The 22810-nt window shown below is 67.6% G+C and carries 25 protein-coding genes, 1 other RNA gene and 1 pseudogene; 5 read left to right on the top strand and 22 right to left on the bottom strand.

Going from position 1 to position 22810, the window contains the following annotated elements:
* Positions 1-45 precede the first annotated feature (45 nt).
* Together AAD027_RS17145 and AAD027_RS17140 are read right to left on the bottom strand one after the other, a co-directional pair.
* On the bottom strand, positions 46-1518 hold the full coding sequence (locus AAD027_RS17145; protein ID WP_341727251.1) for a DNA polymerase Y family protein: 1473 nt from the start codon (positions 1516-1518) through the stop codon (positions 46-48).
* A gap of 126 nt (positions 1519-1644) precedes the next feature.
* Entirely contained in the window at positions 1645-2091 is a 447-nt protein-coding gene (locus AAD027_RS17140) for a hypothetical protein (protein ID WP_341727250.1), read from the bottom strand.
* Between the two features lie 193 nt (positions 2092-2284).
* Here AAD027_RS17140 and AAD027_RS17135 point away from each other — a divergent pair, with 193 nt between their 5' ends.
* Entirely contained in the window at positions 2285-2674 is a 390-nt protein-coding gene (locus tag AAD027_RS17135; protein WP_341727249.1) for a hypothetical protein, read from the top strand.
* A 103-nt stretch (positions 2675-2777) separates the two neighbouring features.
* Here the strand turns inward: AAD027_RS17135 and AAD027_RS17130 are convergent, their stop codons facing one another.
* From AAD027_RS17130 to AAD027_RS17090, 9 genes are all read right to left on the bottom strand, one after another.
* A complete protein-coding gene (locus AAD027_RS17130; protein WP_341727248.1) occupies positions 2778-3209 on the bottom strand; it encodes a TA system VapC family ribonuclease toxin in 432 nt (143 codons plus the stop codon).
* The gene (locus tag AAD027_RS17125; protein ID WP_341727247.1) at positions 3199-3438 is read right to left on the bottom strand and encodes a DUF2191 domain-containing protein; all 240 of its coding nucleotides are present in this window, start codon (positions 3436-3438) and stop codon (positions 3199-3201) included. Before AAD027_RS17125 ends, AAD027_RS17130 begins: the two co-directional genes overlap by 11 nt.
* A 109-nt stretch (positions 3439-3547) precedes the next feature.
* The gene (gene rpiA, locus AAD027_RS17120; RefSeq protein WP_341727246.1) at positions 3548-4195 is read right to left on the bottom strand and encodes a ribose-5-phosphate isomerase RpiA; all 648 of its coding nucleotides are present in this window, start codon (positions 4193-4195) and stop codon (positions 3548-3550) included.
* A 210-nt stretch (positions 4196-4405) separates the two neighbouring features.
* Positions 4406-4873, bottom strand: a complete 468-nt coding sequence (locus AAD027_RS17115; RefSeq protein WP_341727245.1) for an EVE domain-containing protein — start codon at positions 4871-4873, stop codon at positions 4406-4408.
* Positions 4870-5472 carry a 5-formyltetrahydrofolate cyclo-ligase gene (locus AAD027_RS17110; protein ID WP_341727244.1) on the bottom strand — a complete coding sequence of 201 codons (603 nt, stop codon included), beginning with the start codon at positions 5470-5472 and terminating at the stop codon, positions 4870-4872. The genes AAD027_RS17115 and AAD027_RS17110 overlap by 4 nt, the downstream gene beginning before the upstream one ends.
* A gap of 208 nt (positions 5473-5680) precedes the next feature.
* Positions 5681-5867: non-coding RNA, 6S RNA (ssrS, locus tag AAD027_RS17105), on the bottom strand.
* A gap of 80 nt (positions 5868-5947) precedes the next feature.
* Positions 5948-6244: a cell division protein ZapA gene (locus tag AAD027_RS17100; protein ID WP_341727243.1), complete on the bottom strand. Its 297-nt coding sequence runs from the start codon at positions 6242-6244 to the stop codon at positions 5948-5950.
* Entirely contained in the window at positions 6241-6462 is a 222-nt protein-coding gene (locus tag AAD027_RS17095; protein WP_267793510.1) for a TIGR02449 family protein, read from the bottom strand. Before AAD027_RS17095 ends, AAD027_RS17100 begins: the two co-directional genes overlap by 4 nt.
* 208 nt (positions 6463-6670) lie before the next feature.
* A complete protein-coding gene (locus AAD027_RS17090; RefSeq protein WP_341727242.1) occupies positions 6671-8932 on the bottom strand; it encodes a putative bifunctional diguanylate cyclase/phosphodiesterase in 2262 nt (753 codons plus the stop codon).
* A gap of 136 nt (positions 8933-9068) precedes the next feature.
* Between AAD027_RS17090 and AAD027_RS17085 the strand changes: the two genes are divergently transcribed.
* The gene (locus AAD027_RS17085) at positions 9069-9611 is read left to right on the top strand and encodes a UPF0149 family protein (protein WP_341727241.1); all 543 of its coding nucleotides are present in this window, start codon (positions 9069-9071) and stop codon (positions 9609-9611) included.
* Positions 9611-10936, top strand: a complete 1326-nt coding sequence (locus AAD027_RS17080; RefSeq protein WP_341727240.1) for an aminopeptidase P N-terminal domain-containing protein — start codon at positions 9611-9613, stop codon at positions 10934-10936. Before AAD027_RS17085 ends, AAD027_RS17080 begins: the two co-directional genes overlap by 1 nt.
* Before the next feature lie 113 nt (positions 10937-11049).
* Here the strand turns inward: AAD027_RS17080 and AAD027_RS17075 are convergent, their stop codons facing one another.
* Positions 11050-11280 carry a hypothetical protein gene (locus AAD027_RS17075; protein WP_341727239.1) on the bottom strand — a complete coding sequence of 77 codons (231 nt, stop codon included), beginning with the start codon at positions 11278-11280 and terminating at the stop codon, positions 11050-11052.
* A gap of 147 nt (positions 11281-11427) precedes the next feature.
* On the opposite strand from AAD027_RS17075, the pseudogene AAD027_RS17070 reads away from it, so the two are divergent.
* Positions 11428-11691, top strand: a pseudogene (locus AAD027_RS17070) (IS30 family transposase); the annotation flags it as partial.
* 21 nt (positions 11692-11712) lie between these two features.
* Here AAD027_RS17070 and AAD027_RS17065 read toward each other — a convergent pair.
* Positions 11713-12075 carry a hypothetical protein gene (locus AAD027_RS17065; protein ID WP_341727237.1) on the bottom strand — a complete coding sequence of 121 codons (363 nt, stop codon included), beginning with the start codon at positions 12073-12075 and terminating at the stop codon, positions 11713-11715.
* Positions 12076-12301: 226 nt separating this feature from the next.
* On the opposite strand from AAD027_RS17065, the gene AAD027_RS17060 reads away from it, so the two are divergent.
* On the top strand, positions 12302-13225 hold the full coding sequence (locus tag AAD027_RS17060) for an IS110 family RNA-guided transposase (protein ID WP_341727236.1): 924 nt from the start codon (positions 12302-12304) through the stop codon (positions 13223-13225).
* Between the two features lie 427 nt (positions 13226-13652).
* Here AAD027_RS17060 and AAD027_RS17055 read toward each other — a convergent pair whose 3' ends face one another.
* The 9 genes from AAD027_RS17055 to rph all read right to left on the bottom strand — a co-directional run bounded on the left by AAD027_RS17055 (position 13653) and on the right by rph (position 22713).
* A complete protein-coding gene (locus tag AAD027_RS17055) occupies positions 13653-13949 on the bottom strand; it encodes a hypothetical protein (protein ID WP_341727235.1) in 297 nt (98 codons plus the stop codon).
* Between the two features lie 83 nt (positions 13950-14032).
* Positions 14033-14368: a hypothetical protein gene (locus AAD027_RS17050; protein WP_341727234.1), complete on the bottom strand. Its 336-nt coding sequence runs from the start codon at positions 14366-14368 to the stop codon at positions 14033-14035.
* Between the two features lie 348 nt (positions 14369-14716).
* On the bottom strand, positions 14717-16060 hold the full coding sequence (pepQ, locus tag AAD027_RS17045; RefSeq protein WP_341727233.1) for a Xaa-Pro dipeptidase: 1344 nt from the start codon (positions 16058-16060) through the stop codon (positions 14717-14719).
* Between the two features lie 441 nt (positions 16061-16501).
* Positions 16502-16849, bottom strand: coding sequence for a PilZ domain-containing protein (locus tag AAD027_RS17040; protein WP_341727232.1), 348 nt, complete (start codon positions 16847-16849; stop codon positions 16502-16504).
* Complete coding sequence (locus AAD027_RS17035) at positions 16846-19506, bottom strand: DUF1631 domain-containing protein (RefSeq protein WP_341727231.1); 2661 nt, start codon at positions 19504-19506, stop codon at positions 16846-16848. Before AAD027_RS17035 ends, AAD027_RS17040 begins: the two co-directional genes overlap by 4 nt.
* 107 nt (positions 19507-19613) lie before the next feature.
* A complete protein-coding gene (gene hemW, locus AAD027_RS17030; RefSeq protein WP_341727230.1) occupies positions 19614-20768 on the bottom strand; it encodes a radical SAM family heme chaperone HemW in 1155 nt (384 codons plus the stop codon).
* A gap of 79 nt (positions 20769-20847) precedes the next feature.
* Complete coding sequence (rdgB, locus tag AAD027_RS17025; RefSeq protein WP_341727229.1) at positions 20848-21441, bottom strand: RdgB/HAM1 family non-canonical purine NTP pyrophosphatase; 594 nt, start codon at positions 21439-21441, stop codon at positions 20848-20850.
* Between the two features lie 23 nt (positions 21442-21464).
* Positions 21465-21857 carry a VOC family protein gene (locus tag AAD027_RS17020; protein WP_341727228.1) on the bottom strand — a complete coding sequence of 131 codons (393 nt, stop codon included), beginning with the start codon at positions 21855-21857 and terminating at the stop codon, positions 21465-21467.
* Positions 21858-21987: 130 nt separating this feature from the next.
* Entirely contained in the window at positions 21988-22713 is a 726-nt protein-coding gene (gene rph, locus AAD027_RS17015) for a ribonuclease PH (RefSeq protein WP_341727227.1), read from the bottom strand.
* Positions 22714-22810 lie beyond the last annotated feature (97 nt).

Genomic DNA, 22810 nt, shown 5'->3' with positions numbered 1-22810 from the left:
TCCATCGAGGGAGACGCCGCCTAGTGTATCGGCTGGTCGCCGCGCTCAGAACAGCGGCAGGGTCCGGCCGATCTCGGTGGCGGATGTCTCGTCGCGCCCGCGGCCCGCGGCCCAGCCGCCGGCGCCGGCCTTGAAGGGCTCGGCGGGCGCGGAGGCCTGGCGGGCACGGCGCTTCTGTGCCTCGCGATGGGCGGTTTCGGCCAGCGCCTTGTACTGGCGTTCGCGTTTCAGGTACAGCTCGTCGGCGGCCTTGTCGCGCGTGCCGATGTCTTCCTCGCGCGCGGTTTCCGGGATCTGCGCGAACGGGATGCGCATCGGCGCGGCGTCGTGCTTCAGCGCGTGCTGCATGGCGCCGAAGTAGATCGCGTTGTTGCCGTACTTCTGGTTGATGCGGTCCACCACGTGGCTCATGTCGCGGTCGCGCCGGCGCCGCTCGATCAGCTCGGCGGTGACGTCGCCGGCCTGTTCCAGCCCCAGCAGGGTCACCGCCACCGACAGCGGCGGGTGGCGGCGCGGATGCCAGCGTTTCCGTTCGATGGCCTGTTCCAGTGCCCGCAACTGCTCGCCCAGCAGGTGCAGGAAGGTGGGCGTGTCGTCGATGGGCGCGAAGCCCAGGTCGCGCTCGAAGCGGTGCTCCAGCCCGACGAAGCGGATGCGGATCGCCATGCCGGTGGCCAGGAAGCCGTCCTTGCGCAGCCGCATCGCCGCCTTGGCCAGCAGCTTGAACAGCACCGAACGCGCGCCTTCGAAGCTGCGCAGTTCCGGCCCCAGCACGTGCGAATGGCCGACCGAGCCGCGCTGGGTGACGCGGTCCGGCAGGTCGTGCCCGCGCAGCTGCATCCAGAAGCGTTCGCCCTCCACGCTGCCCCAGGCCGCGCGCAAGTGGTCGCGGGTGGTGCCGCAGAGCTGCTCGACGGTGCGGATGCCGGCGGCGCGCAGGCGCCGTTCCATCGACGGGCCGATGCCGCACAGGTCGCGCAGCCCCAGCGCATGCAGTTTGTGCGGCAGGTCGTGCGCCTCCAGCAGGGTCAGTCCGTCCGGCTTCCGCATGTCCGAGGCGGTCTTGGCCAGGAACTTGTTGGGCGCGATGCCGATCGAGCAGCGGATCCAGTCGAACTCGTCGGCGATGCGCCGCTTGATGCGGTGGGCGATGGCGATGGCGTTCGCGGGGTCGCGTTCGCGGCCGATCAGCCAGCACGGCACCTCGTCGATGGATTCGGCCTTGCCGTGCGGGATGCAGTCCTGGATCGCGTCCATCAAGCGGTGGTGCACTTCCACGTAGCGCGCCGGCCGCGCTTCGACCAGCGCGATGCCGGGATATTTCTCCATCGCTTCCCACACCGGCGTGCCGGTGCCGATGCCGTGGTCCTTGGCCTCCGTGCTGGCGGCGATGCAGCAGGTGGTGGCCGCGACCACCGGCACCACGCCGACCGGCTTGCCGCGCAGCGCCGGCCGGTCCTGCTGCTCGACCGAGGCGAAGAACGAATTGAAATCGACGAACAGGCAGCGCAGCGTCATGGCGGCCGGCGGGATTCCGATGGGCAGGCAGTATCGCGCCGGCGCGTCTCAACCCGGGAGATACCCGCCGGATCAGGCACTTGCCGGAACGGGCGGTCGGTCGGCGGAGGCGGCCGCGCGGGCCGGTCAGCCGTGGGGCGCGCGGAAGCAGGCGGCGATGCGCTCGGCCACCTGCGTGTGGTCGCGGTAGTAGGCCGCGTTGTCGGCCAGGGAATGCCAGCGCTGCTGGTCGTGGAACTGGTCGTGCAGTTGCCGCACCAGGCGCCGCATGGTGGCGGCGTCCGGCATCGCGCCGTTGTCCAGCATGCCCTGCAGCAGGTCCAGCACCAGCAGGATGCCGTCCTGGCAGTGTTCGGCCTGCCGGCGGGCGCTGAGTGTGAGTTGGTCCAGTTGCGATGGCGACAGCACGGTGATGCCGGGATCGGCCAGGCTGTTCGCCGTCGTGCCTTGCAGCAGGTGCAGCAACCGATCCAGCGAACTGGGCGAATCGTCCAGCGGATGCGGCGCGGCGAGGATGCGCCCGTTTTCCGGCGCGGATTCCTCCGACTCCTCGACGACATGGGGTAACGACATGAGCACTCTCCTTGGCGTCCGTGCGTGCTGGCCCGAGAGATGGAGCGACTCGGCCAGGCGGTCCGGCGAACGGCATCGCGCGTGTGACATTCCCGCGCGACATTCCGTGTTTCGACTATATGAACTCAAAAAGTTAGTGTCAATTAACTATAAATGTGAGTTAAGTGACAGCGCGCGCGCTTAACTTTCCCGCATGAGCGATGAGCGCGAAAAATTCTCGCAGCGGTTGGCGCAGTCGATGCGGCAGGCGGGCTACGAGCCGCGCCCGGCGGTCCTGTTCCGGCTGTTCAATGCGAAGTACCGCGGCCGCTCGGTCAGTTTCCAGACCACATCGCGCTGGCTGGGCGGGCACGCCATGCCGGCGCAGGACAAGCTGCAGGTGCTGGCGGATCTGTTCGGCGTCGAACCGCATGCGCTGCGGTTCGGAGCATCGTCCAAGTCGCGCGTGTCCGAGTCGCGCCTGCCGTGGCCGACGGGCGTGGGCAGCCGCGAGCGCCAGATGATCGAGACCTTCCTGGCGCTGCCGGCGAAGAAGCGCGAGCTGGTGGCCGAACTGGTCAAGGTGTTGTCGGAAGGCGCGTAGCAGCGCCCTCGGGCGCGATGCTCTTGTATCTTGGCATCAAAAAAAGCATCGCGCCCGAGGGCGCTCCTACAGGGCGAGACAGGCGAACGGGGTGCGCGGAACGTCAGGGCGCCAGGCGAGTGAACCGCGTGCGCGGCAGCAGCCGCTTGAAGTCGCCGTCGAAGCTGACCAGATGTTCGCCCTGCTGGATGACGGCCGCGGCCAGCCAAGCGTCGGGCAGGTCGTTGGCGCGCAGGTCCCTGTCCCTGCACAACTGTGACAAGGGTTGCCATTCTCCGTCCAGTACGCCCATGCCCACTCCGGGTGCGGCGAGCAGGGCTTCGATGAAGGCCAGCGCCCGGTCGATCGGTGTCGGCGTCGGGAAGATTTTCGGATGGGTCGCCAACCGCAGGAAGCTGGCCACCACCATGGGTTGCAGCATCAGGGGTGCACTTTCCGTTGCGGCCACCGCCTGTTCCAGCCATGCAAGCGCAACGGTGTGATGGGGATGATCGCGGCGCGAGGCGGCGAGCAGGACGTTGACGTCAGGCGTCATCGTCGGCCGCATCCCGCAGCGCTTGATTGCTCAGCCCATCCAGGCCGGGTGCGAGACCGCTGCCGCCATCGAAGACCGGAATCTTCACCCGTCGCCGGGGAGAGGACGGTGCGCGCAGGCGCAGGCGAAGCCCCTCCTCGATCAGGCGCGTCAGAGTGATGCGCTGGCGCGCCGCCTGCGCCTTGGCATCGGCGAGCAGCGCATCGTTGATGTCGAGCGTGGTCTTCATGGCGGCTCAGATCATACAGATTTCTGTATGAAATTCATGAATGGCGGGTTTCCGCCGTGGATCTGTCTATTCCGGGCCGGCATCCTGCCATCGCGCCGCCATGCGTCGTCTACAGAACCTTCGGCGGCTCGCCACCGATGATGACCACGTCCGCCGGGCGGCGGGCGAACAGGCCCACGCTGACCACGCCGGGGATCTGGTTGATTTCGCGCTCCAACGCCACCGGGTCGGTGATCGACAGGTTGTGGATGTCCAGGACGACGTTGCCGTTGTCGGTGGTCACGCCGTCGCGCCACACCGGCTGGCCGCCGGTCATCGCCAGGATCTCGCGCGCCACCAGGCTGCGCGCCATCGGGATCACTTCCACCGGCAGCGGGAACCTGCCCAGCACCGGCACCTGCTTGGACGGGTCGATGATGCAGACGAAGCGCTTGCTGGCCTCGGCGATGATCTTCTCGCGCGTCAGCGCCGCGCCGCCGCCCTTGATGAGATGCTTGCGCGGGTCGCATTCGTCTGCGCCGTCCACGTACAGCGACAGCGTGCCGGTGTGGTTGAGGTCCAGCACCTCGATGCCGTGCTGCTTCAGCCGCGCGGTGCTCTGCTCGGAACTGGACACCGTGCCCTTGATGCGGTGCTTGATCGTCGCCAGCGCGTCGATGAAATAGGCCACGGTGGACCCGGTGCCGACGCCGACGATCATGCCGTCCTCGACGTATTCGATGGCTTTTTCGCCGGCCAGGCGTTTCGCTTCGCTCATGGGTTCAAGAGTCTTGGTAAGGGATGGGGTTCATGTAGGAGCGGCTTCAGCCGCGACCGGGAGTTGGAGGCCAGAGACTGGGGACCAGAGACCAGGGACCAGGGAAAAGCGGTGAGCTGTCGCTTTGGCTTTTCCCTGGCCCCCGGCCCCTGATCCCTGACCTCAGCCCCCCGGTCGCGGCTGAAGCCGCTCCTACAGGGGGCGTGCGGATCATTCGAGGGAAAGCAGCAGCTTCCACTGCGCCGCCGTCACCGGCATCACCGAGAGGCGGCTGCCGCGCTGGGTCAGCGCGAAACCTTCGCCCAGGGCGTCGGTATGCCGCTTGATTTCCTCCAGCGTGATGGTGCGCGCGAGCTTGCGGTCGAACTTCACGTCCACCAGCGACCAGCGCGGTTCCTCGCGGGTGCTCTTGGGGTCGTAGTAGTCCGACTTGCGATTGAACTGCGTCTCGTCCGGGTAGGCCGCGCTGGCCACGGCGGCGGTGCCGACGACGCCCGGCTCCTTGCAGTTGGAGTGGTAGAACAGCACGCCATCGCCGACCTGCATGCTGCGCATGAAGTTGCGCGCCTGGTAGTTGCGCACGCCGTTCCACGGTTCCACGCCGACTTTCTCCAGGTCGTCGATGGAGAAGGCGTCCGGTTCGGACTTCATCAGCCAATAGCGCTTGCGTGCGGTCATTCGCGGGTTTCCGGCAGGGGGTGCGAGGGAATCAGCGTGGCCTGCGCCGTGCAGACCGCGTCCAGCGCCACGTCCCACGCCTGCGCGTCCACGTCGTCCACGCGTTGCGCGTCGAAGCCGACGCCGACCAGGTACGGCGGCGGCGCCTGGCGGTGGCGGAAGGCCAGCGTGCGGTCGTACCAGCCGCCGCCCATGCCCAGCCGGTGGCCGCGCGGGTCGAACCCCACCAGCGGCACCGCGATCAGCGACAGCTCCTGCGCGGACAGGCCGGAACGCGGATCGATGTCGGGTTCGGGAATGCCGTAGCGGTTGGTCACCAGTTCGTCGCCCGGACGCCACGGCGCGAAGCGCAGCGTCTCGTCCTCGGCCAGCACCGGCAGGCAGTAGACCAGTCCGGGCGGCAGCCGGAGCTGCCAGCTGTGCAGGCCGATCTCGCCATCCATCGCCCAGTAGCCGGCGACGTAGCCGCTGGCGGGAAAGAACGGCAGCGCGAACAGGCGCGCGGCCAGCGCGTCCGCGGCGGCGATGCGCTCGGCGGCGGGAATGGCCCGGCGGCGCGTACGCAGTTCGCGGCGCAGCGCATCGCGCAGGACCGTCATGGGCGTGGAAGGAGGGAAGAGGGCATGCCGCGAATTTTAAGGCATGCCGCCGGCCATTGCCGGCGTGGGACCGCGGGAGCGGCGCCAGTCGCGGCCCAAGGCATCGGGTCCCCGGTGCGTCGGCTTCGTTTCGAAGTCATCCCGCCCAAGGGTGGGTGCGACAGGACCGGCTGGGCCGCGGCTGATGCCGCTGCCGCGGGAAAAAAATACGTCCTCCGCCATGCACGATGCTCGCGAAACGACCTTGAACCCGGGGTTCAAGTGGGAGGGTTGGGCAACCATCGGGCTTTCCGCTGCGAGGCAGACTTGCACTCCCGGTAACCGTCACCTTCCCGTGGTCGTAATTAAGGGACAAGGCGAATGTTTGCGCTCGCTGTCGAGAACAGCAGAGGACGCCGGATCAGTATAGCGATTGAAGAAAAATTGCCTAGCCCGTTCGTCGGCAGGTTCAGTGTGCAGCGGGAATACGCTGCGTTTACGGCGCGCCGAGCACGCTGTCCAGCTTGCGGTGCAGTTCCTGCAGCGTGCGCGCCACTTCGCGGTCGCGCGCGTGCTGTTCGTCGCGCAGTTGCTGCAATTCGTGTGCCAGGTTGAGCGCGGCCAGCACGGCGACGCGGTCCACCGCGGCCATGCGGTTGCTGCCGCGCACCTCGCGCATGCGGCTGTCCAGCAGCTTGGCGGCGGCGATCAGACTGGTGCGTTCGTCGGGGGCGACGCCGACGGTGTATTCGCGGTCCAGCAGGTGGACGTTGACCGGTTCGGTGGCGCTCACGTGTGCTGCTCCAGGGATTTCAGGCGGGTGATCATGGCTTCCACCCGCGAACGCGCCTGCTCGTTCTTGGCCAGCAGTTGCGAACGCTCGCCGACCAGTTGCTCCTGCTGGTGGCGCAGGCTGCGGTTCTCGTCCGCCAGCCGCTGGCAGCGGTCGGCCAGGTCCTGGATGCGCGCGCTGAGGCTGCGGAGCTGGTCGAGGAGTTCGGCGTTGTCCATGGCGGTCACGATAGGCATGCGCTTGGCGGGCGGTCAAGGGACGAAGCGTACTGTAGGAGCGACGTAAGTCGCGACCGCACGCCGAAAAGAAGGCGGATGGGCTGTACCGGGCGCCGGCTGCGGGTGGCGTCCTGCCGCAGGGCTGCTCCAGTCGCGACTTACGTCGCTCCTACAGGGACCCGTCCGGGAACATGAACAGGCGCCGGGCTCAGGACGCCGCGCGGATGCCCGAGCCGGGGTAGTACTCGCGGATGAAGCGCAGGCACTGGTCGGCGGTGAGCGCCTGCGAGACCCAGTGCCCCTGCACTTCGTCGCAGCCGTGGTTGCGCAGGAACTCGTACTGGTCGTAGGTCTCCACGCCCTCGGCCACCACCTTCAGCGCCAGCGACTGGCCCATGGTGATGATGGTGCTGGTGATGGCTTCGTCGTCGGTGTCGTGGGTCAGGTCGCTGATGAACTCGCGGTCGATCTTCAGCGTGGTCAGCGGCAGCCGCTTCAGGTAGGCCAGCGAGGAATAGCCGGTGCCGAAGTCGTCGATGGCCAGCGAGATGCCCAGGCGGCGGCAGGCGCGCAGCGTGTCGGCGTTCTGCTCGGGGTTGGCCATGATGACGCTTTCGGTGAGCTCCAGTTCCAGCCGGTGGGCGGGGATGCCGGTTTCCTCCAGCGTGCGCGCCACCACGGTCTGCAGGTCGCCGCGCTGCAACTGGGTGGCGGAGACGTTGACCGCCATGCACAGTTCCTCCAGCCCGGCCTCGTGCCATTCGCGCAGGGTCAGGCAGGCTTCGCGCAGCGCCCAGGCGCCCAGTTCCAGGATCATCCCGGACTCCTCGGCCAGCGGGATGAACTGCGCCGGCGAGACCATGCCGAACTCCTTGCTGTCCCAGCGCAGCAACGCCTCGGCGCCGGTGACGCGCTGGCGCGAGATCGACAGGCGCGGCTGGAACACCAGCGACAGTTCGTTGCGGTCGATGGCGCGGCGCAGCGCGCTGGCCAGGATGGCGCGGTGGCGGTTCTTCTCGTCCATCGACTCCGAATACACCTGGTAGGTGTGCCGGCCCATCGCCTTGGCCTGGTACATCGCGGTGTCGGCGTGCTTCAGCAGTTCCGTGGGCACCTGCGCGTGCTCCGGGTACAGGCTGATGCCGATGGAGGGCGAAACCGCCAGTTCCAGCCGCTCGCCGAAATTCAGCGGCGTGCGGAAGGCCTGGATGATGCGCTGGGCGATGCCCTCGGCGTCGCGCATGCCGTCGATGTCCTCCAGCACCACGGTGAACTCGTCGCCGCTGAGCCGCGCGACCGTATGCTCGGTGCCGACGGTCTGCTGCACGCGCGCGGCGGCGGCGCGCAGGATGCGGTCGCCGGTGGCGTGGCCCAGCGAGTCGTTGATGTCCTTGAAGCGGTCCAGGTCGATGAACAGCACCGCCACGTGGCCGTGTTCGCGGCGAGCCCGCACGATGGCGCGCGACAGCCGCTCGGACAGCAGCGAACGGTTGGGCAGGCTGGTCAGGGTGTCGTAGTTGGCCAGGTAGCGCAGTTCCTGCTCGGCGCGCTTCTGTTCGGTGATGTCGGTCAGCACCTGCACGTACAGCGGGCGCTCGCCGCTGGCGTCGGGCACCACGTTGGTCTCGATGCGGCAGAGGATCTCCTCGCCGTCCTTGCGCACCTTCCAGATCTCGCCGGACCAGCGCCCGGTCAGGCGCAGTTCGCGGTTCATCCGCTCGAAGAACGCTTCTTCGTGCTGGTCGCTGTCCAGCATGGTCATCGGCTGGCCGATGATCTCTTCCTCGGCATAGCCGGTGATGCGGGTGAAGGCGGGGTTGATGGTGACGAACTGGTGCGCCCAGTCCAGCACCGCCACGGCCTCGTTCATGCTGCGCATCACTTCGCCGGCGATGCGGTGCTCGTGCTCGGCGTTGCGGCTGACGGTGATGTCGCGCGCGGTGCCGGCGATGCGCACCGGGCGGCCGTCGTCGTCGCGCTCGACCACGCGGCCGCGCGCGCGCACCCAGACCCAGGTGCCGTTGCCCTGCACGTCCATGCGGTGCTCGGACATGAACAGCGGCGCCTTGCCCTGCAGGTGCAGGCGCAGGCGTTCCATGACCAGCGGCAGGTCCTCCTCGTGGATGGCGGGGACTTCGCCATGGCGGGTCAGCACGGTGATGTCGGCCGACTGCACGGCGTTCTCGTCGGCGCGCATGCGGTGCAGCTTGCGCTGCACCAGGTCGTAGTCCCAGAACTGTTCGCCGGACGCCCACAGCGCCAGTTTCAGGCGTTCGTCGCGGCTGCGCAGCGATTCGCTGCGCGGCGGCTCCAGCGGCGGTCGCTGCGCCTCCAGCCAGGCCTGCCACCAGCGGCGCGTGGCGATGGCGATCACCGCCAGCAGCACGGCGCCGGCCAGCAGCATGAGCGGCAGGCGGGACGACAGCGGTGAAGCCGTTGCCAGGATTGCAGCGACAGAGGGGTGGTGCATGGGGTTTTTTGGCCGTCCCGAGCCAAGGCGTTGGTGGAGTGTAGGCATGCGATTGCACGCACAACAAGCCGGGCGTGCGCTTTTCGTTGCTACACTGGCAGGCCTGTCCGAATCCTCTGGCGGATTGCGTTTCTATATGCCCGAACTGCCCGATTTCGCCGATATCGCCCAGGCGTCGCGCCAGCTTGGCCTGGCCGTGGACACCGCGGAACTGCATGGCGCACTGTGCGGCTGGCTGGCCGGCGGCGGCGCCAACGTGGCGGCCTGGCCGGCGCGCGTGCTGGCCGACGACCAACTGCCCGAACCGGCCGCCGGCAGCCCGCTGGACGAGCTGCGGCTGGCCAGCGTGGCGCAGCTGGAGGACCGCGGCTTCGCCTTCGACCTGCTGCTGCCGACCGGCGGCAGTTCGCTGGACGAGCGCGCCGAGGGCCTGTTCGCCTGGTGCCGCGGTTTCCTGGGCGGGTTCGGGCTGGCGGCCGGCGCCGACGCGCCGCTGTCCGAGGAGGGCCAGGAAGCCCTGCAGGATCTCGCGCGGCTGGCCAGGGCCACGCCGGAGAGCAGCGAGGACGAGGAAGACGAGGACGCCCTGGCCGAACTGGAGGAGTTCGTCCGCGTCGCCGTACTGCTGCTGCATGGCGACTGCGTGCTAGGGCCCCGGCATCGCCGGAGCCTGAACTGATGAAGGCGGCGACGGGCATCGGCGCGGCGGAATTCGCGCGCCGGCGCAAGCAATTGATGCGGATGGCCGGCGACGACGCCATCCTGGTGCTGCCGGCCGCGCCCGAGCGCATCCGCAGCCACGACACGCATTACCCGTACCGGCAGGATTCCGACTTCTGGTACCTCAGCGGATTCCCCGAACCGGAAGCGGTGCTGGTGCTGGTGCCGGGCCGCAAGCACGGCGAGGCGCTGCTGTTCTGCCGCGAGCGCGACCCGGAACGCGAAGCCTGGGACGGCCCGCGGGCGGGACAGGAAGGCGCGGTCGGCGACTACGGCATGGACGACGCCTACCCGATCGACGACCTGGACGAGATCCTGCCCGGCCTGCTGGAAGGCCGGTCGCGCGTCTACTACCACTTCGGCCGCGATGCCGACTTCGACCTCAAGCTGATCGGCTGGGTGCGCCACGTGCGCGCGCAGGTGCGGCAGGGCGCGGAACCGCCGCACGAATTCCTCGAACTGGGCCACCTGCTTCACGAACTGCGGCTGTTCAAGTCCAGGGACGAGCTGAAGCTGATGCGCCGCGCCGCCGACATCAGCGTGCAGGCCCATCTGGCCGCGATGCGCGCGGCCAGGCCGGGCATCCACGAATACGAATTGCAGGCGGACGTGGAACGGGTGTTCCGCGCGCACGACGCATGGCCGGCCTACGGCAGCATCGTCGGCGCGGGCGCCAACGCCTGCGTGCTGCACTATCGCGCCAACAACGCGCAGGCGCGCGACGGCGACCTGGTGCTGGTCGACGCGGGCGCCGAGTTCCGCGGCTACGCGGCGGACATCACCCGTACCTTCCCGGTCAATGGCCGCTTCACGCCGGCGCAACGCGCCCTGCACGATCTGGTCGGCGCCGCGCAGCGGGCCGCGCTGGCCCAGGCGCGGCCGGGCCTGCCGTACGAGGCGGGCCACAACGCCGCGGTGGAGACCCTGACCGAAGGCCTGCTGAAGCTGGGCCTGCTGAAGGGAAAGCTGGAGAAGAACATCGCCGACGGCAGCTACCGCCGTTTCTACCGGCACAAGACCGGCCATTGGCTGGGCCTGGACGTGCACGACGTGGGCGACTACCGCATCGACGGCGAATCGCGCCTGCTGGAACAGGGCATGGTGTTCACCATCGAACCGGGCCTGTACGTGTCCCACGACGACGAGACCGTAGACGCGAAGTGGCGCGGGATCGGCATCCGCACCGAAGACGACGTGCTGGTCACCGATGGCGATCCCAGCGTGCTGACCGACGCGCTGGCCCGCAACGCCGACGAGATCGAAGCGGCGATGGCAGCGGGTTGATAGGGCGCCGTTGTCCCGACGCCGCGCGCGTCAGCGTGGGATAGGTCCGGCTTCCTTCGGCTGTCGCGGTGAGGTGCCGACCGCGACGCACGGCGTTCGATGTGGACGAATCGTCAGGCCGCCGCCGCGTGGCGCGCCTGCGCGGGTCGCCAGCCAAGCAGGCGCGCAGGCAGGAACAGGATGGCCTGCAAGAGCGCAAACAGGGCCGAGAACGTGATGCCCACCAGGCGGAACGGCAACGCAAGCAGCCAGACGATCGGCCAGAGCAGCAGGGCCAGCAAGGCCAGTGGCCAGCACAGTACGAACAGGATGCACCAGGCAATCACTCCAATCAGCGTCTTCATTCCAGGTCTCCTTGTGGCGTCATTAGCGATGCCGGATCGAACGGCACGACGAGCAGGGTGCAGAGCCGAGGAGCGACGGGCAACCGGCTTGCGACGAATCGCCGGAAATCCCGACCAAGCCGGAAAGAGGGCGACGAAAAGCCCCAGGGCTATCGGGAACTTGAGCAGTCCACGGGCGTACGCTGCTACTTCGCCTACCTGCACCGCCCATGGCAGCGCGGCAGCAACGAGAACTTCAACGGGCTGCTGCGACAGTACCTGCCCAAGGGCAAAAGCCTGTCACGAGTGTGCCAATCGGAGTGCGACCGGATCGTGCATAAACTCAACACACGACCGAGGAAACGATATGCCTACAAGGCACCCATCGAGCGAATGCAGCAACTCTCAGGCGTGTTGCACTTGGGGTGTTAATTCACCCCCCGGACCGACCATTCAGCAGGTCCAATAGACCTTCCGCTCAAGATCAACTACCTCGGGACCATCGCTGCAACCACCGACATCTTGGGCTTGTTGGTCTGCGGAGCTATGGCCAATGATCCATTGATTGGAGCCGGCGTGCCACATTAAGGTGCCCTCAGCGACGATGCCTTGTGGAAAAACGTCAGATGGCGTTTCGTTGACCAGGACGATGCGACCACCGCTGATCTTGGCGATAAGCGGAATGCTTGGGATGCTCGGATGCTCCGAGAACCTGTGCTGGAAAGTGTGCTGCCCAGATTGAATGGGCAGCGCCGGACCTGAGCTGGCCTGAGCTGATGTGACGAGGAGCGCGGCAAGTACGACCAAATGTTTCATACGGGGCCTAACGCCTTATGTCTTGAGTTTTCCCTAGCCTAAGAGCCGAGAGCCCGGCGTGCGCGCCCGATAACGCCTCGGTGTCAGCACCACCGTAATTCAGCAGGGGCCGCACGCCGGATCTCGCGCCCTGCGCCCGAACAGTTGATCGAGGTTGCCCTCGAACCGATAAGCGTGGGCCTCGGGCGCGATGCTCTCGGCCACTCAACTGTAGCGGAGAACGGGGATGACGGCAGCAGGGATCGACGTGTGCAAGGCCCATCTGGACCTGGCCGTGGACGGACAGCCGGGCGTGGTCCGGTTCGCCAACAATCGCGCGGGCATCAGCAAGCTGGTCAAGCGCCTGACAGCACTTGGAACCACACGGATCGTGGTCGAAGCCACCGGCGGCTACGAGGACCCGCTGCTTGAGACCTGCTGCGATGCCGGCCTGTGGATTGCACGAGTCAACCCGCGCCAGGCCCGCGACTTTGCTCGGGCCACCGGCAAGTTGGCCAAGACCGACGACATCGACGCCCGGATCCTGGCACTCATGGCCCGGCTGTTCGCCGAGCGCCTACGCCCGCATCTCGCACCGCCGCCCTGGCAGCGCGAGCTGCGTGACTGGCTGCGCCGCCGCGGCCAAGTGGTCGTCCTGCTTCAGGCCCAGAAGCAGCAGGCGGCCATGGCGCCGCCTTCGGTCCGCAAGCTGGCAGCACGCACCATCGCGGCGCTGGCCCACGAACTGACAGCCATCGAGAAGACGATGAAGGCCTTGATCCACGAGCACGCCACGCCGGCGCTGCGCTCGAGCAAGGGCTTGGGACCGGTGTTCCAGGCCACCATCCTTGCGTTGCTGCCGGAGCTGGGCCACCTTGATCGCAGACAGATCGCCAAGCTCACCGGGGTCGCCCCGATGAACCGGGACAGCGGACAGGCCCAAGGCAAGCGGCGCATCCGTGGTGGGCGGGCACCGGTTCGCATTGCGCTCTACATGGCCACGCTATCGGCCGTACGCTGGGAGCCGATGATGAAGGCGCACTATCGGCAGCTTCGGGCACGCGGGAAGCTGGGCAAGGTGGCGCTGGTGGCGTGCATGCGCAAGCTGCTTGGGATCATCAATGCCAGGCGGCGCGATGAGCTGCAGATCGAGAGCTTGGCACTGGCTTGAACCGAGCGCTTCAAGACAGTTGCTGAATTAAGCCGACCCGCGAAGCGGGTTCGGCTTGAATGAATTGTTAGGCATTGCTGCCCGGAACCTCACGGACTGACTCTACGGCAAACGATATTGGTGCTGACTCAATGGGCAAGCAAGCGCAAATCGCGTCCGAGAACTCGTCCAGGAGGGCTTTCCCCTCTGGGTCAAAGTCGTTCTGAGCTTCAAGCACGATGCAATCGCTTTCCCAGCGGCAAGACACGTTCTGGTGCCATGGACGACTGGCGAACTCGTCTGCAATGTCTGAGAGGTTCGCCAATGCAGATTGCTCTGACATTCCCCGGCAAGAGACCGTGATCTTGAACATGCAATGCCTAACGCCTGAATTAAGCCGCGCCGCGAAGCGGCGTCGGCTTGAATGAATTGTTAGGCATCACGCGCATTAGCCAACAGTAATCTTGATGATGGTGCGCGGAATGTCATGGACAGTGACCTTGTCGCTACCGCGTGTATATACCCACGTTGTGCCAGTTAGCGAGTCTCTGGAAGAGTCAAGATAGGTGACCACGAAGTCGGCGCCTTGAGATTTAAGATAATCGGTAATTTCAGGAAATGTGCCTGCCGTGTAAGGCGCGCTGGCGTTGACAGGAAAGCGAATTCCGGCCTTTGCATCAACTGCGTCCCAAGCGATGTAGCCGTCTCGCGTCACTTCTTCGATCTTGAACTCAAAGTTACTCATGAATGTCTCCTTGTGATGCCTAACGCTTGAGTTAAGCCGACCCGCGAAGAGGGTTCGGCTTGAATGAATTGTTAGGCCCAGCCTCAGTCTGCATAGGTAAAGTCTGCACGGAAGGACCAATTGTTATCCGAAACTTTAGTGTAGCTAAGGTCGGCTTTGATCCACGCGGAGCCGCATGAGGCTGAACTAACGTAGAACTCCTCGCTGAGCTGGGCAATAAGGTCGCTGATTGTGGCCTTACCAGGCTCACCTACGTTGTTCTTAAGCTTGTACTGGGTCCAGTTGCCATCGGTCTCGATGGTGAGGACAGCGCTTGTCCAAGTATCGGGAATGCCGGCCATTACATCCTCATGCAAAGCATCGAGGATCTTTGCCTGCTGTTGCTTGAAATGCGCTGAAATCTGCTGGGGGACCGGCATGGCTGGGCTTCTTGATCTTGGGTTGCAGGAAACTATCTGATGGGCCTAACTACTAATAGACCCCAAACAGGGGCATAACCCCGATTCTGGAGCCGGTGCGACATGGCGTCAAATCAGGCGCTGCATGGGTTTCGGCGCTTTCCGAAGAAGCTGCGGAAAGCGTATGACAGGCCCGCGCAGCCGTCATAACCTGTATCGAGGTGTCCGCGGCGGGTAATGCAGAGGCAGGTTGCGTGTGCCGCGGGCTGCATCGGTGCATCCGGGCCGGTCCCGTTGCCGCGCAACCCCGCGGCCGGCCGATCATGGCAGGGACGAATGGCGGTGCGGCCAGGTCCCGCACGTTGCGGGTCAACCCGCTTCCGCGAACGCCGGCCGGGTCAGGTTGTCGGCATCGCCTTCGGTGCACAGCACGTCGTCCTCGATGCGGATGCCGCCGTAGGGGCGGAAGGCGTCCACGCGGGCCCAGTCGACGCTGGCGGCGTGGCCGTTTTTCTTCACTTCGTCCAGCAGCATGTCGATGAAGTAGATGCCCGGCTCGATGGTCACCACCATGCCCGGCTCCAACACGCGGGTCATGCGCAGGTAGGGATGGCCCGGCGGGCGCTCGATGCGGCCGCCGCGGTCGCTGGCGGCGAAGCCGGCCACGTCGTGCACCTGCAGGCCGATGGGGTGGCCCAGGCCGTGCGGGAAGAACGCCGCGCTGACGCCGGTGGCCAGCGCGGCTTCCGGCGACACGGTGATCACGCCGAAGTCCTTCAGGATGCCCATCAGCGTCAGGTGCGCATCCACGTGCAACCGCTTGTAGTCCGCGCCGGCGCGCACGCCCTCGCACATGCGGACCTGCGCGGCATCGACGGCATCGATCATCGCCTGGAACTCGCTGCCACTGTCGAACGCATAGGTGCGGGTGATGTCGCTGGCGTAGCCGTGGAAGCTGGCGCCGGCGTCGATCAGGAAGCTGCGCACCGGGTCCGGCGCGGCGCGGCCCAGTTCGGTGTAGTGCAGCACCGCGCCGTGCTCGTTCAGGGCGACGATGTTGCCGTAGGGCAGGTCGTTGGCGTCCTGGCCGACCGCGCCGCAGTAGGCCATGTGGATGGCGAACTCGCTCCAGCCTTCGCGGAACGCGGCTTCGGCGGCGCGGTGGCCGCGCACGGCCAGCCGCTGCGCCTCGCGCATCATCGCGATCTCGTACGGCGTCTTGTACGAGCGCTGGTATTCCAGGTACTGGATCACCGCGTCCGGGTTGTTCGGGACGTACTCGCCGAGCGCGCTCTGCGGCTCGCCCAGGATCGCGCAGCGCGCGGCGGGCTTGGGCAGCAGCGCCAGCGCCTCCTCGGGCTTGCGGATGACGTGGATGTCGAAGTGGTCCACCCACCAGCCGCTGGGCGCGTCCGGCACCACATGCCAGTAGTCGAAGGGCTGGTAGAAGATCACCTTCGGCCGTTGTCCGGGCGTATACACCAGCCAGCTGTACGGCACGCGCGTCAGCGGCAGCCAGGCCTTGAACTGCGGGTTGACCGCATACGGATAGTCGCGGTCGTCGAACACCTGCCAGTGCTGCGTGCCGCTGGGCACGACCAGGTGGTCGAAGCCGCCGCGCGCCAGCGCCTCGTCCGCACGCCGCTTCATCGCGGCCAGGTGATCGGCGTACAGGGGGACGAGTTCGGTGCTGGGGGAAGCGGGTGCGTTCATCGCGGCGGCTCTTGCAGGAGAGCCGCCATTTTGCCGCAAACGGGTAAAGCGGTAAGGGGTGAAGCGTGAAGTCGGCCGCTGGCGCGGCCTGTGAAGGGTGTAAGCCGGCTGCTACGCAGCCTGCAAGAACCTGTTCACGCTCTCGAGCGGCGCGGCCGGCTCGAGCAGCGCGGCCGGTATTCGGGAAAAAAGACCCGTCATTCCGGCGCAAGCCGGAACCCAGCGACTTTCATTGAGTCGACGCGAGCATTCCGAAGAGCTAAAGACACTGGGTTCCGGCTTGACCAGCCATTCGGCTGTTGAAGCCGCCGGAATGACGAACTCACTTTTTCGAGATCGTGAACAGGTTCTAAGTCAGGGGTGAAAGCGCTTTTCTTCGCTCTTTACAGGCGGCGTAAGCCGCCGACTTTCAGTGCGCGAAGCGCACGGCTTCACTGCTCTCTACTCCGCTTCCGGCCCGGCGTTGACCCAGCGCCGCAGCAGTTCCAGCGGCTCGCGTTCGATGGTCAGGAAACGCAGGCCGGCGAATGCCTGCCCCGGCGTGTTGGCCTGCGCGGACCACAGCAGGTGCGCGCCGACGTCGATGGGGACGTCCTGCCCGCGTTCGTCGCGCAGGTGGAAGCGCAACTGGTACAGCGCGTCGTCCACCACCGGTGCGGTGGCGATCAGCAGCATGCCGGACTCGGAGACGTTGCCCAGGCGGCCGATGGCCTGCTCGGTCATCAGGTCGAACACGGTGACCGGCTTGGGCACGTTGCGGCGGCGGGCGCGGCGGAACTCGCGGATCATGCGGAGGCTCCGGTCGGGGCATCGGCGGCGGGGGCGTCGCCCTTGCCCGTCAGGCTGCGCAGGGCCTTGAGGGTGGCGTTCCAGGCGCGGTCGATCAGGCGGCCGCGGTCCTCGGTGACCACCTGCGCCTGGCCCTTGGCCATCAGGTGCGCCAGCATGTCCAGCGAATGCTCGCCGACGCGCTGGCCGCGCTGGTTGACGAACAGCGCGTTGCCGGTGATCGGGCTGAACCACGACAGGCGCTGGCGGTGCACGTCGCCCTGCTGGTTCCGGGTGAACTCGAACCAGGTACCGAACGGCAGCGTGCGCAGGTAGTCGTAGCACTCCTGTTCCTGCGGCGTGCGCGGCTGCGCGGGTTTCTTCCTGGCTTCGCCCTTCTCGCCCAGCCGGGTGCGCGCCTTCAGGCGGGCGGTCAGTTCGGTGCGCGAGGTGGTTTCGTCCTCCTCGGAACTGGAAAGCCGGCGCGCGATGGCGGCGGCCTCGTCCTCGTGGTAGCCCACCTGCACCAGCGACTTCTCGACCTTGCCGGCCAGCTCCGCGTTCGGCGGCGCGTTCTCGGCGGTGGTGGCGGCCACGATCTCCAGCGTGGTCTGCAACTGCTCGGCCCACTCGCCGGAGGATTCGCCGTTGCGCAGCAGGGTCAGCGTGAGCACGTCGGCCCAGGCCTGGTTCAACAGCGCCTGCACGAACTTCTGCGGTTGCGACTCGCTCAGCGCGGTCCTGATGGTGTCGGCCGCGCGCTGCTTGGCCACTTCCAGCCGGTCCTTGCCGCGGGCGGCCTCGATATGGCGCCGCTCGGCCAGCTCGGCCTTGCGCGCCATGGCGGTCAGGTGTTTCTGGACGTCCTGGTTGGCGTCCTCGAAGACCTTTTCGTCGCCCTGGTAGGTTTCGACGACGGTATCCACCGCAGTGTGCAGTTTCTGCACCAGGTGCGGGTCCACGTCGTCCTCGCCCAGCCAGGTGGCGCCGGATTCGGCCACGGTGTTGAGCAGGTCGCGCGCCGGATGCTGCGCGCGCAGGAAGAAGTTGCGGTCGCGCAGCGCCGCCTGCACCACCGGCACCTGCAGGCGCACCAGCAGGTCGGCGGCGGGTGCGTCGTGCTGCACTTCGCGTTCGATCTCGTTGTACAGCAGGTCCAGCAGTTCGAAGGTGTCCGAATCGGCGCTGGCCAGCGAAGCCTGCGGGCCGTGTTGCTCGCGCACGCGCGTCAGCAGTTCCTGTTGCAGGTCCTGCACGGTGCGGCGCGGCTGGTCCGGCGTGCGCGGCGGCAGCGGCGCGGTCTGCAGCACCTGCAGGGTGTCCAGCACGTCCGGCGTGGGCAGCAGGCGCCGCATGGGCACGCTGCCGCCCGTATTGGCGGCGGAATGTCCGGGCGAAGTCCCGGCGCCGGCCTCGGTGCCGCCGGTTCCCGCGCTGTGCGCGGGGTCTCCCGTGTTGCCGGCGGCGCCTTCACCGCCGCCGGCATGCCCCGGCCCGGGTCCGGAGCCGTCGGCCGCAGCTCCGGAACCGCCGCCGGCCACGGCCGGCCCCGTGGCGCCGCCGGCGGCCAGGCCCGGGCCGTGTCCTGCCTGCGCCAGGGCATCGGCCTCCAGACCGCCGCGACGGATCGACAACAGCTTCTGCAGGACTTCGAACGAACCGGCCCATTCGTCGGGGCTGCCCGCCGGGACGGGCGAAGAGCCCGCCGCGCCCGATGCCGCGGCGGCCCCGCCGCCGGCATGGGGCGCGGCGCCGCCGGGCGCCGTCGTCGTGGAGCCGCCGCCGCCCGCCCCAGGCTGTGCCGCGGCGTGCGGGGTGCCGGTCAGCGCGCTGGCCACCGCGCCCAGCTGGTCGGGCGTCAGCGTGGTCCAGTGCGATGCGCCGGCCTGGCCCTGCCAGTTGGTCATGGGCCGTGCGCCGCTGTCGCGTTCGTCCAGCGGGCTGCGGCGGATGGCGTCGGTCGCGCGCACGCGCCGCGGGGTGTAGACCAGGCCCGGCAGGATGCCTTCGCGCGACAGGAACTGGTTCACCGTCCCGGCCCACTCGGTGTAGTTCTGCATCACCTTCGTGTCGAAGGTGCGGTACAGCACCAGTTGCGCGTCCAGCGCGATCTCCAGGTTGGCGGCGGCGTCCTTCAGCACGTGGCACAGGCGGTTGGGCCCCAGCGGCAGGGTGTCCGCATCGAAGGCGGGCCCGCCGGCCAGCACGCCCATGCGCTGGCCCAGCATCATCATCTGCGCATTGGCGCGGATCTCGTGGCGGCGCGCCACTTCGCGCAGCACGATCTCCTGGTCCATCACCGCGTCTTCCACCAGCGTCAGCGTCTGGTAGTCCACGCGCACGGGGGACTTTTCCTCGTTGACGGCGCGCGGCGTGCGCAGCGCGGCCAGTTCGGCTTCCAGGCCGAACATGTAGTGCGGGATCAGCTCGCCGCGGTTCTTCTGCAGGGCGCGCAGGTTGACGAAGTGTTCGGCCTGGCGGTTGTTGTTGCGCGCCTGTTCGGCCTGCTTGAACAACTGCTGCTCGAACTCCGCCAGCATGCCGTTGAGCGCGGTGATGAAATCGGGGGCGATGTGGTCGTACAGGTTCTGCAGCACGCGCCGCACGCGGGGCGGCAGCGGTGCGGACGCGATGGTGGTCGGCGCGGCGGCGGGCGAAGGCGGTCGTGGCGCTGGCATCGGTGGCAATGGCTCCCCTGTTACAGGATCATTTATCACACTCCGGCCAGCTTACAAACCGGAAAGTTGACGAGGGGTGAGGGCGGCGGGGCCGGCGGGAGCCGGGATCAGTCCGTCAGGAACAGCGCCACCACGTCGTTGGTGAAACGCCGCCCGAGCGCGGTGGGGACGACATGGGTCGGGCCGACGGCAAGCCAGCCCTGCCGTTCGGCGTGGGCCAGCTGCGGCGCGATGCGGTCCACCGGCAGGCCGGTGCATGCGGGGAAATCCGCCAGCGCGAAGCCTTCGTGCAACCGCAGCACATTCAGCATGTACTCGAACGGACGCCGTTCCGGCGCGATGTCGTCGTCGCCGCCGATGCCCTGCGGCACACCGGCCTGGGCCAGGTAGGCGGTGGGGTGCTTGACCTTCCAGCGGCGCAGGATCTGTTGGGTGGCGCCCAGGGTGATCTTGCCGTGCGCGCCGGCGCCGACGCCCAGGTAGTCGCCGAAGCGCCAGTAATTCAGGTTATGCCCGCACTGCCGGCCCGGCCGCGCATAGGCGCTGACTTCGTAATGGCCGTAGCCGGCATCGGCCAGCAGCGCCTGGCAGTGTTCCTGCATGTTCCAGGCATGGTCCTCGTCGGGAATGCCCTGGGGCGGCCGGGCGAAGAAGATCGTGTTGGGTTCCAGCGTCAGCTGGTAGTGGGAGATGTGCGCCGGCTGCAACGCGAAGGCGCGTTCCAGGTCGTGCTCGGCCATCGCCAGCGACTGCCCGGGCAGGGCGTACATCAGGTCGAGGTTGAAATTGTCGAAGCCGGCATCCTGCGCCAGCTTGACCGCGTGCTCGGCCTCGCGGCTGTCGTGGATGCGGCCGAGTTTCTTCAGGCTTTCGTCGTCGAAGCTCTGGATGCCGAAGCTGATGCGGTTGACGCCGGCCTCGCGGTAGCGGTCGAAACGGCCGTGCTCGGCGGTGCCGGGATTGGTTTCCAGCGTGATCTCCAGCCCCGGCGCGAAGCGCAGCCGGCTGCTGGCCGCCTGCAGGAAGCGGTCGATCGCCTCCGGCGGGAACAGGCTGGGCGTGCCGCCGCCGAAGAACACGCTGTGCACGGTGCGGCCCCACACCAGTGGCAGGTCCTGGTCCAGGTCGCGCAGCAGCGCGTCGATGTAGTCGTCGAACGGCAGCGCGCCCTTGCCCTGGTGCGAATTGAAATCGCAGTACGGGCATTTGCGCACGCACCACGGCAGGTGCACGTACAGCGACAGGGGTGGCGGGATCAGCATGTGCCTATTGTAGGAGCGGGCCATGCCCGCGATGCTCTTTTCCGGCGATCAGGCAAAAGCATCGCGCCCGAGGGCGCTCCTACGGTTGCTCCAGCAAGCGTTGCTTCAACGCCGCCAGCGCCTTGCCGCGGTGGCTCAGGCCGTTCTTCAGCGTCAGTGGCATCTCGGCGGCGGACTGGCCGTGTTCCGGGTCGAAGAACACCGGGTCGTAGCCGTGGCCGCCATCACCCTGGCGCGCGTGCAGGATGCGGCCGCGCCATTCGCCTTCCACGATCAGCGGTTGCGGGTCGTTGGCGTGGCGCAGCAGCACCAGCACGCAATAGAAGTGCGCGCTGCGCTGCGCGTCCGGCACGTCCGCCAGGGCATCCAGCAGCTTGTCGATGTTGCGGCCGGCGTTGCCGTGCTCGCCGGCATAGCGGGCCGAGTACAGGCCGGGGGCGCCGTTCAGCGCATCCACGCAGATGCCGGAGTCGTCGGCCAGCGCCGGCAGGCCGGTGAGCTGGCAGGCGTGGCGGGCCTTGATCAGCGCGTTCTCGACGAAGGTGGTGGCGGTTTCGTCGGCATCGTCCACGCCCAGGTCGGACTGCGCGATGAGTTCGATGTCGCTGTCGGCCAGCAGGCTGCGCAGTTCTTCCAGCTTGCCGTGGTTGGAGGAGGCGAGGACCAGCTTCACGTGGGGTGTCCTGTGGTGGGGTGTCAGGGCTTGGGTTGCAGCAGGTCCCAGCGGTTGCCGTAGGCATCGCGGAACACGGCCACGGTGGCGTAGCGTTCCTCGCGCGGCGTTTCCAGGAACGCCACGCCGTTGGCGATCATCCGCGCATGGTCGCGCCAGAAGTCGTCGGTCCGCAGGAAGAAGCCCACCCGGCCGCCGGTCTGGTCGCCGATGCGCGCGCGCTGCTCGTCGGTGCTGGCCTGCGCCAGCAGCAGGCAGGTTTCCGTGCTGCCCGGCGGCGCCACCCGCACCCAGCGCTTGCCGCCGCCGTGGTCGCTGTCCTCGCGCAGCTCGAAGCCCAGCGCGCCGCAGTAGTGGGCGATGGCGCGATCGTAGTCGTCCACCAGAAGGGTGATCAGGCTGAGGGTCTGGGGCATGGAAGTTCCAGGGATCATCGCGTAGGTCGGCCCTGCGCGGCCGACGCAGGGTCGGATTGTGGGAACGATGTGAGTCGCGACGGGGCTTTACCGGCGGGTCCGTCGCGACTCACATCGCTCCCACAGGGGGCTATCCCGCCAGCGCCGCGCGCTGGGCCGCGAACAGTTCGCCGATGCCCTTTTCGCCCAGCGCCAGCAGCGCATCCAGTTCGTCGCGGCGGAACGCATGGCCTTCGGCGGTGCCCTGCAGTTCGATGAAACCGCCGCCGTCGTTCATCACCAGGTTCATGTCGGTGTCGCAATCGCTGTCCTCGGCGTAGTCCAGGTCCAGCACCGGCACGCCTCGGTAGATGCCCACCGACACCGCGGCCACCGCGCCGTGGATGGGGTCGCGCTTGATGTCGTTGCGCGATTTCAGCCAGTTCACCGCGTCCACCAGCGCCACGTAGGCGCCGGTGATGGCGGCGGTGCGGGTGCCGCCGTCGGCCTGCAGCACGTCGCAGTCCAGGGTGATGGTGCGCTCGCCCAGGGCGGCACGGTCCACGCAGGCGCGCAGGGTGCGGCCGATCAGCCGCTGGATCTCCAGCGTGCGCCCGCCCTGCTTGCCGCGCGAAGCCTCGCGGTCGCTGCGGGTATGGGTGGAACGCGGCAACATGCCGTATTCAGCGGTCACCCAGCCTTCGCCCTTGCCGCGCAGGAAGCCCGGCACCTTGTTCTCCACGGTCGCCGTGCACAGCACGCGGGTGTGGCCGAAGCTGACCAGCACCGAGCCCTCCGCATGCCGGGTGTAGTTGCGCAGCAGGCCGACCTCGCGCATCTGCTCGGGGAGGCGGCCGCTGGGGCGTGAGAAGGTCATGGGCGGTTCCGGGGTGAGGGGGCGCGAGTTTAGCAGTCCCGTGCGGGCGGGCCGGGCAAACGGGCCGGTGCTGGTAACATGCGCGCCTTCATCAGTC

Origin of the sequence: Pseudoxanthomonas putridarboris, assembly GCF_038321125.1 — a bacterium.
Classification (GTDB): domain Bacteria; phylum Pseudomonadota; class Gammaproteobacteria; order Xanthomonadales; family Xanthomonadaceae; genus Pseudoxanthomonas_A; species Pseudoxanthomonas_A putridarboris.
This window is presented reverse-complemented; position numbering and strand designations above follow the sequence as displayed.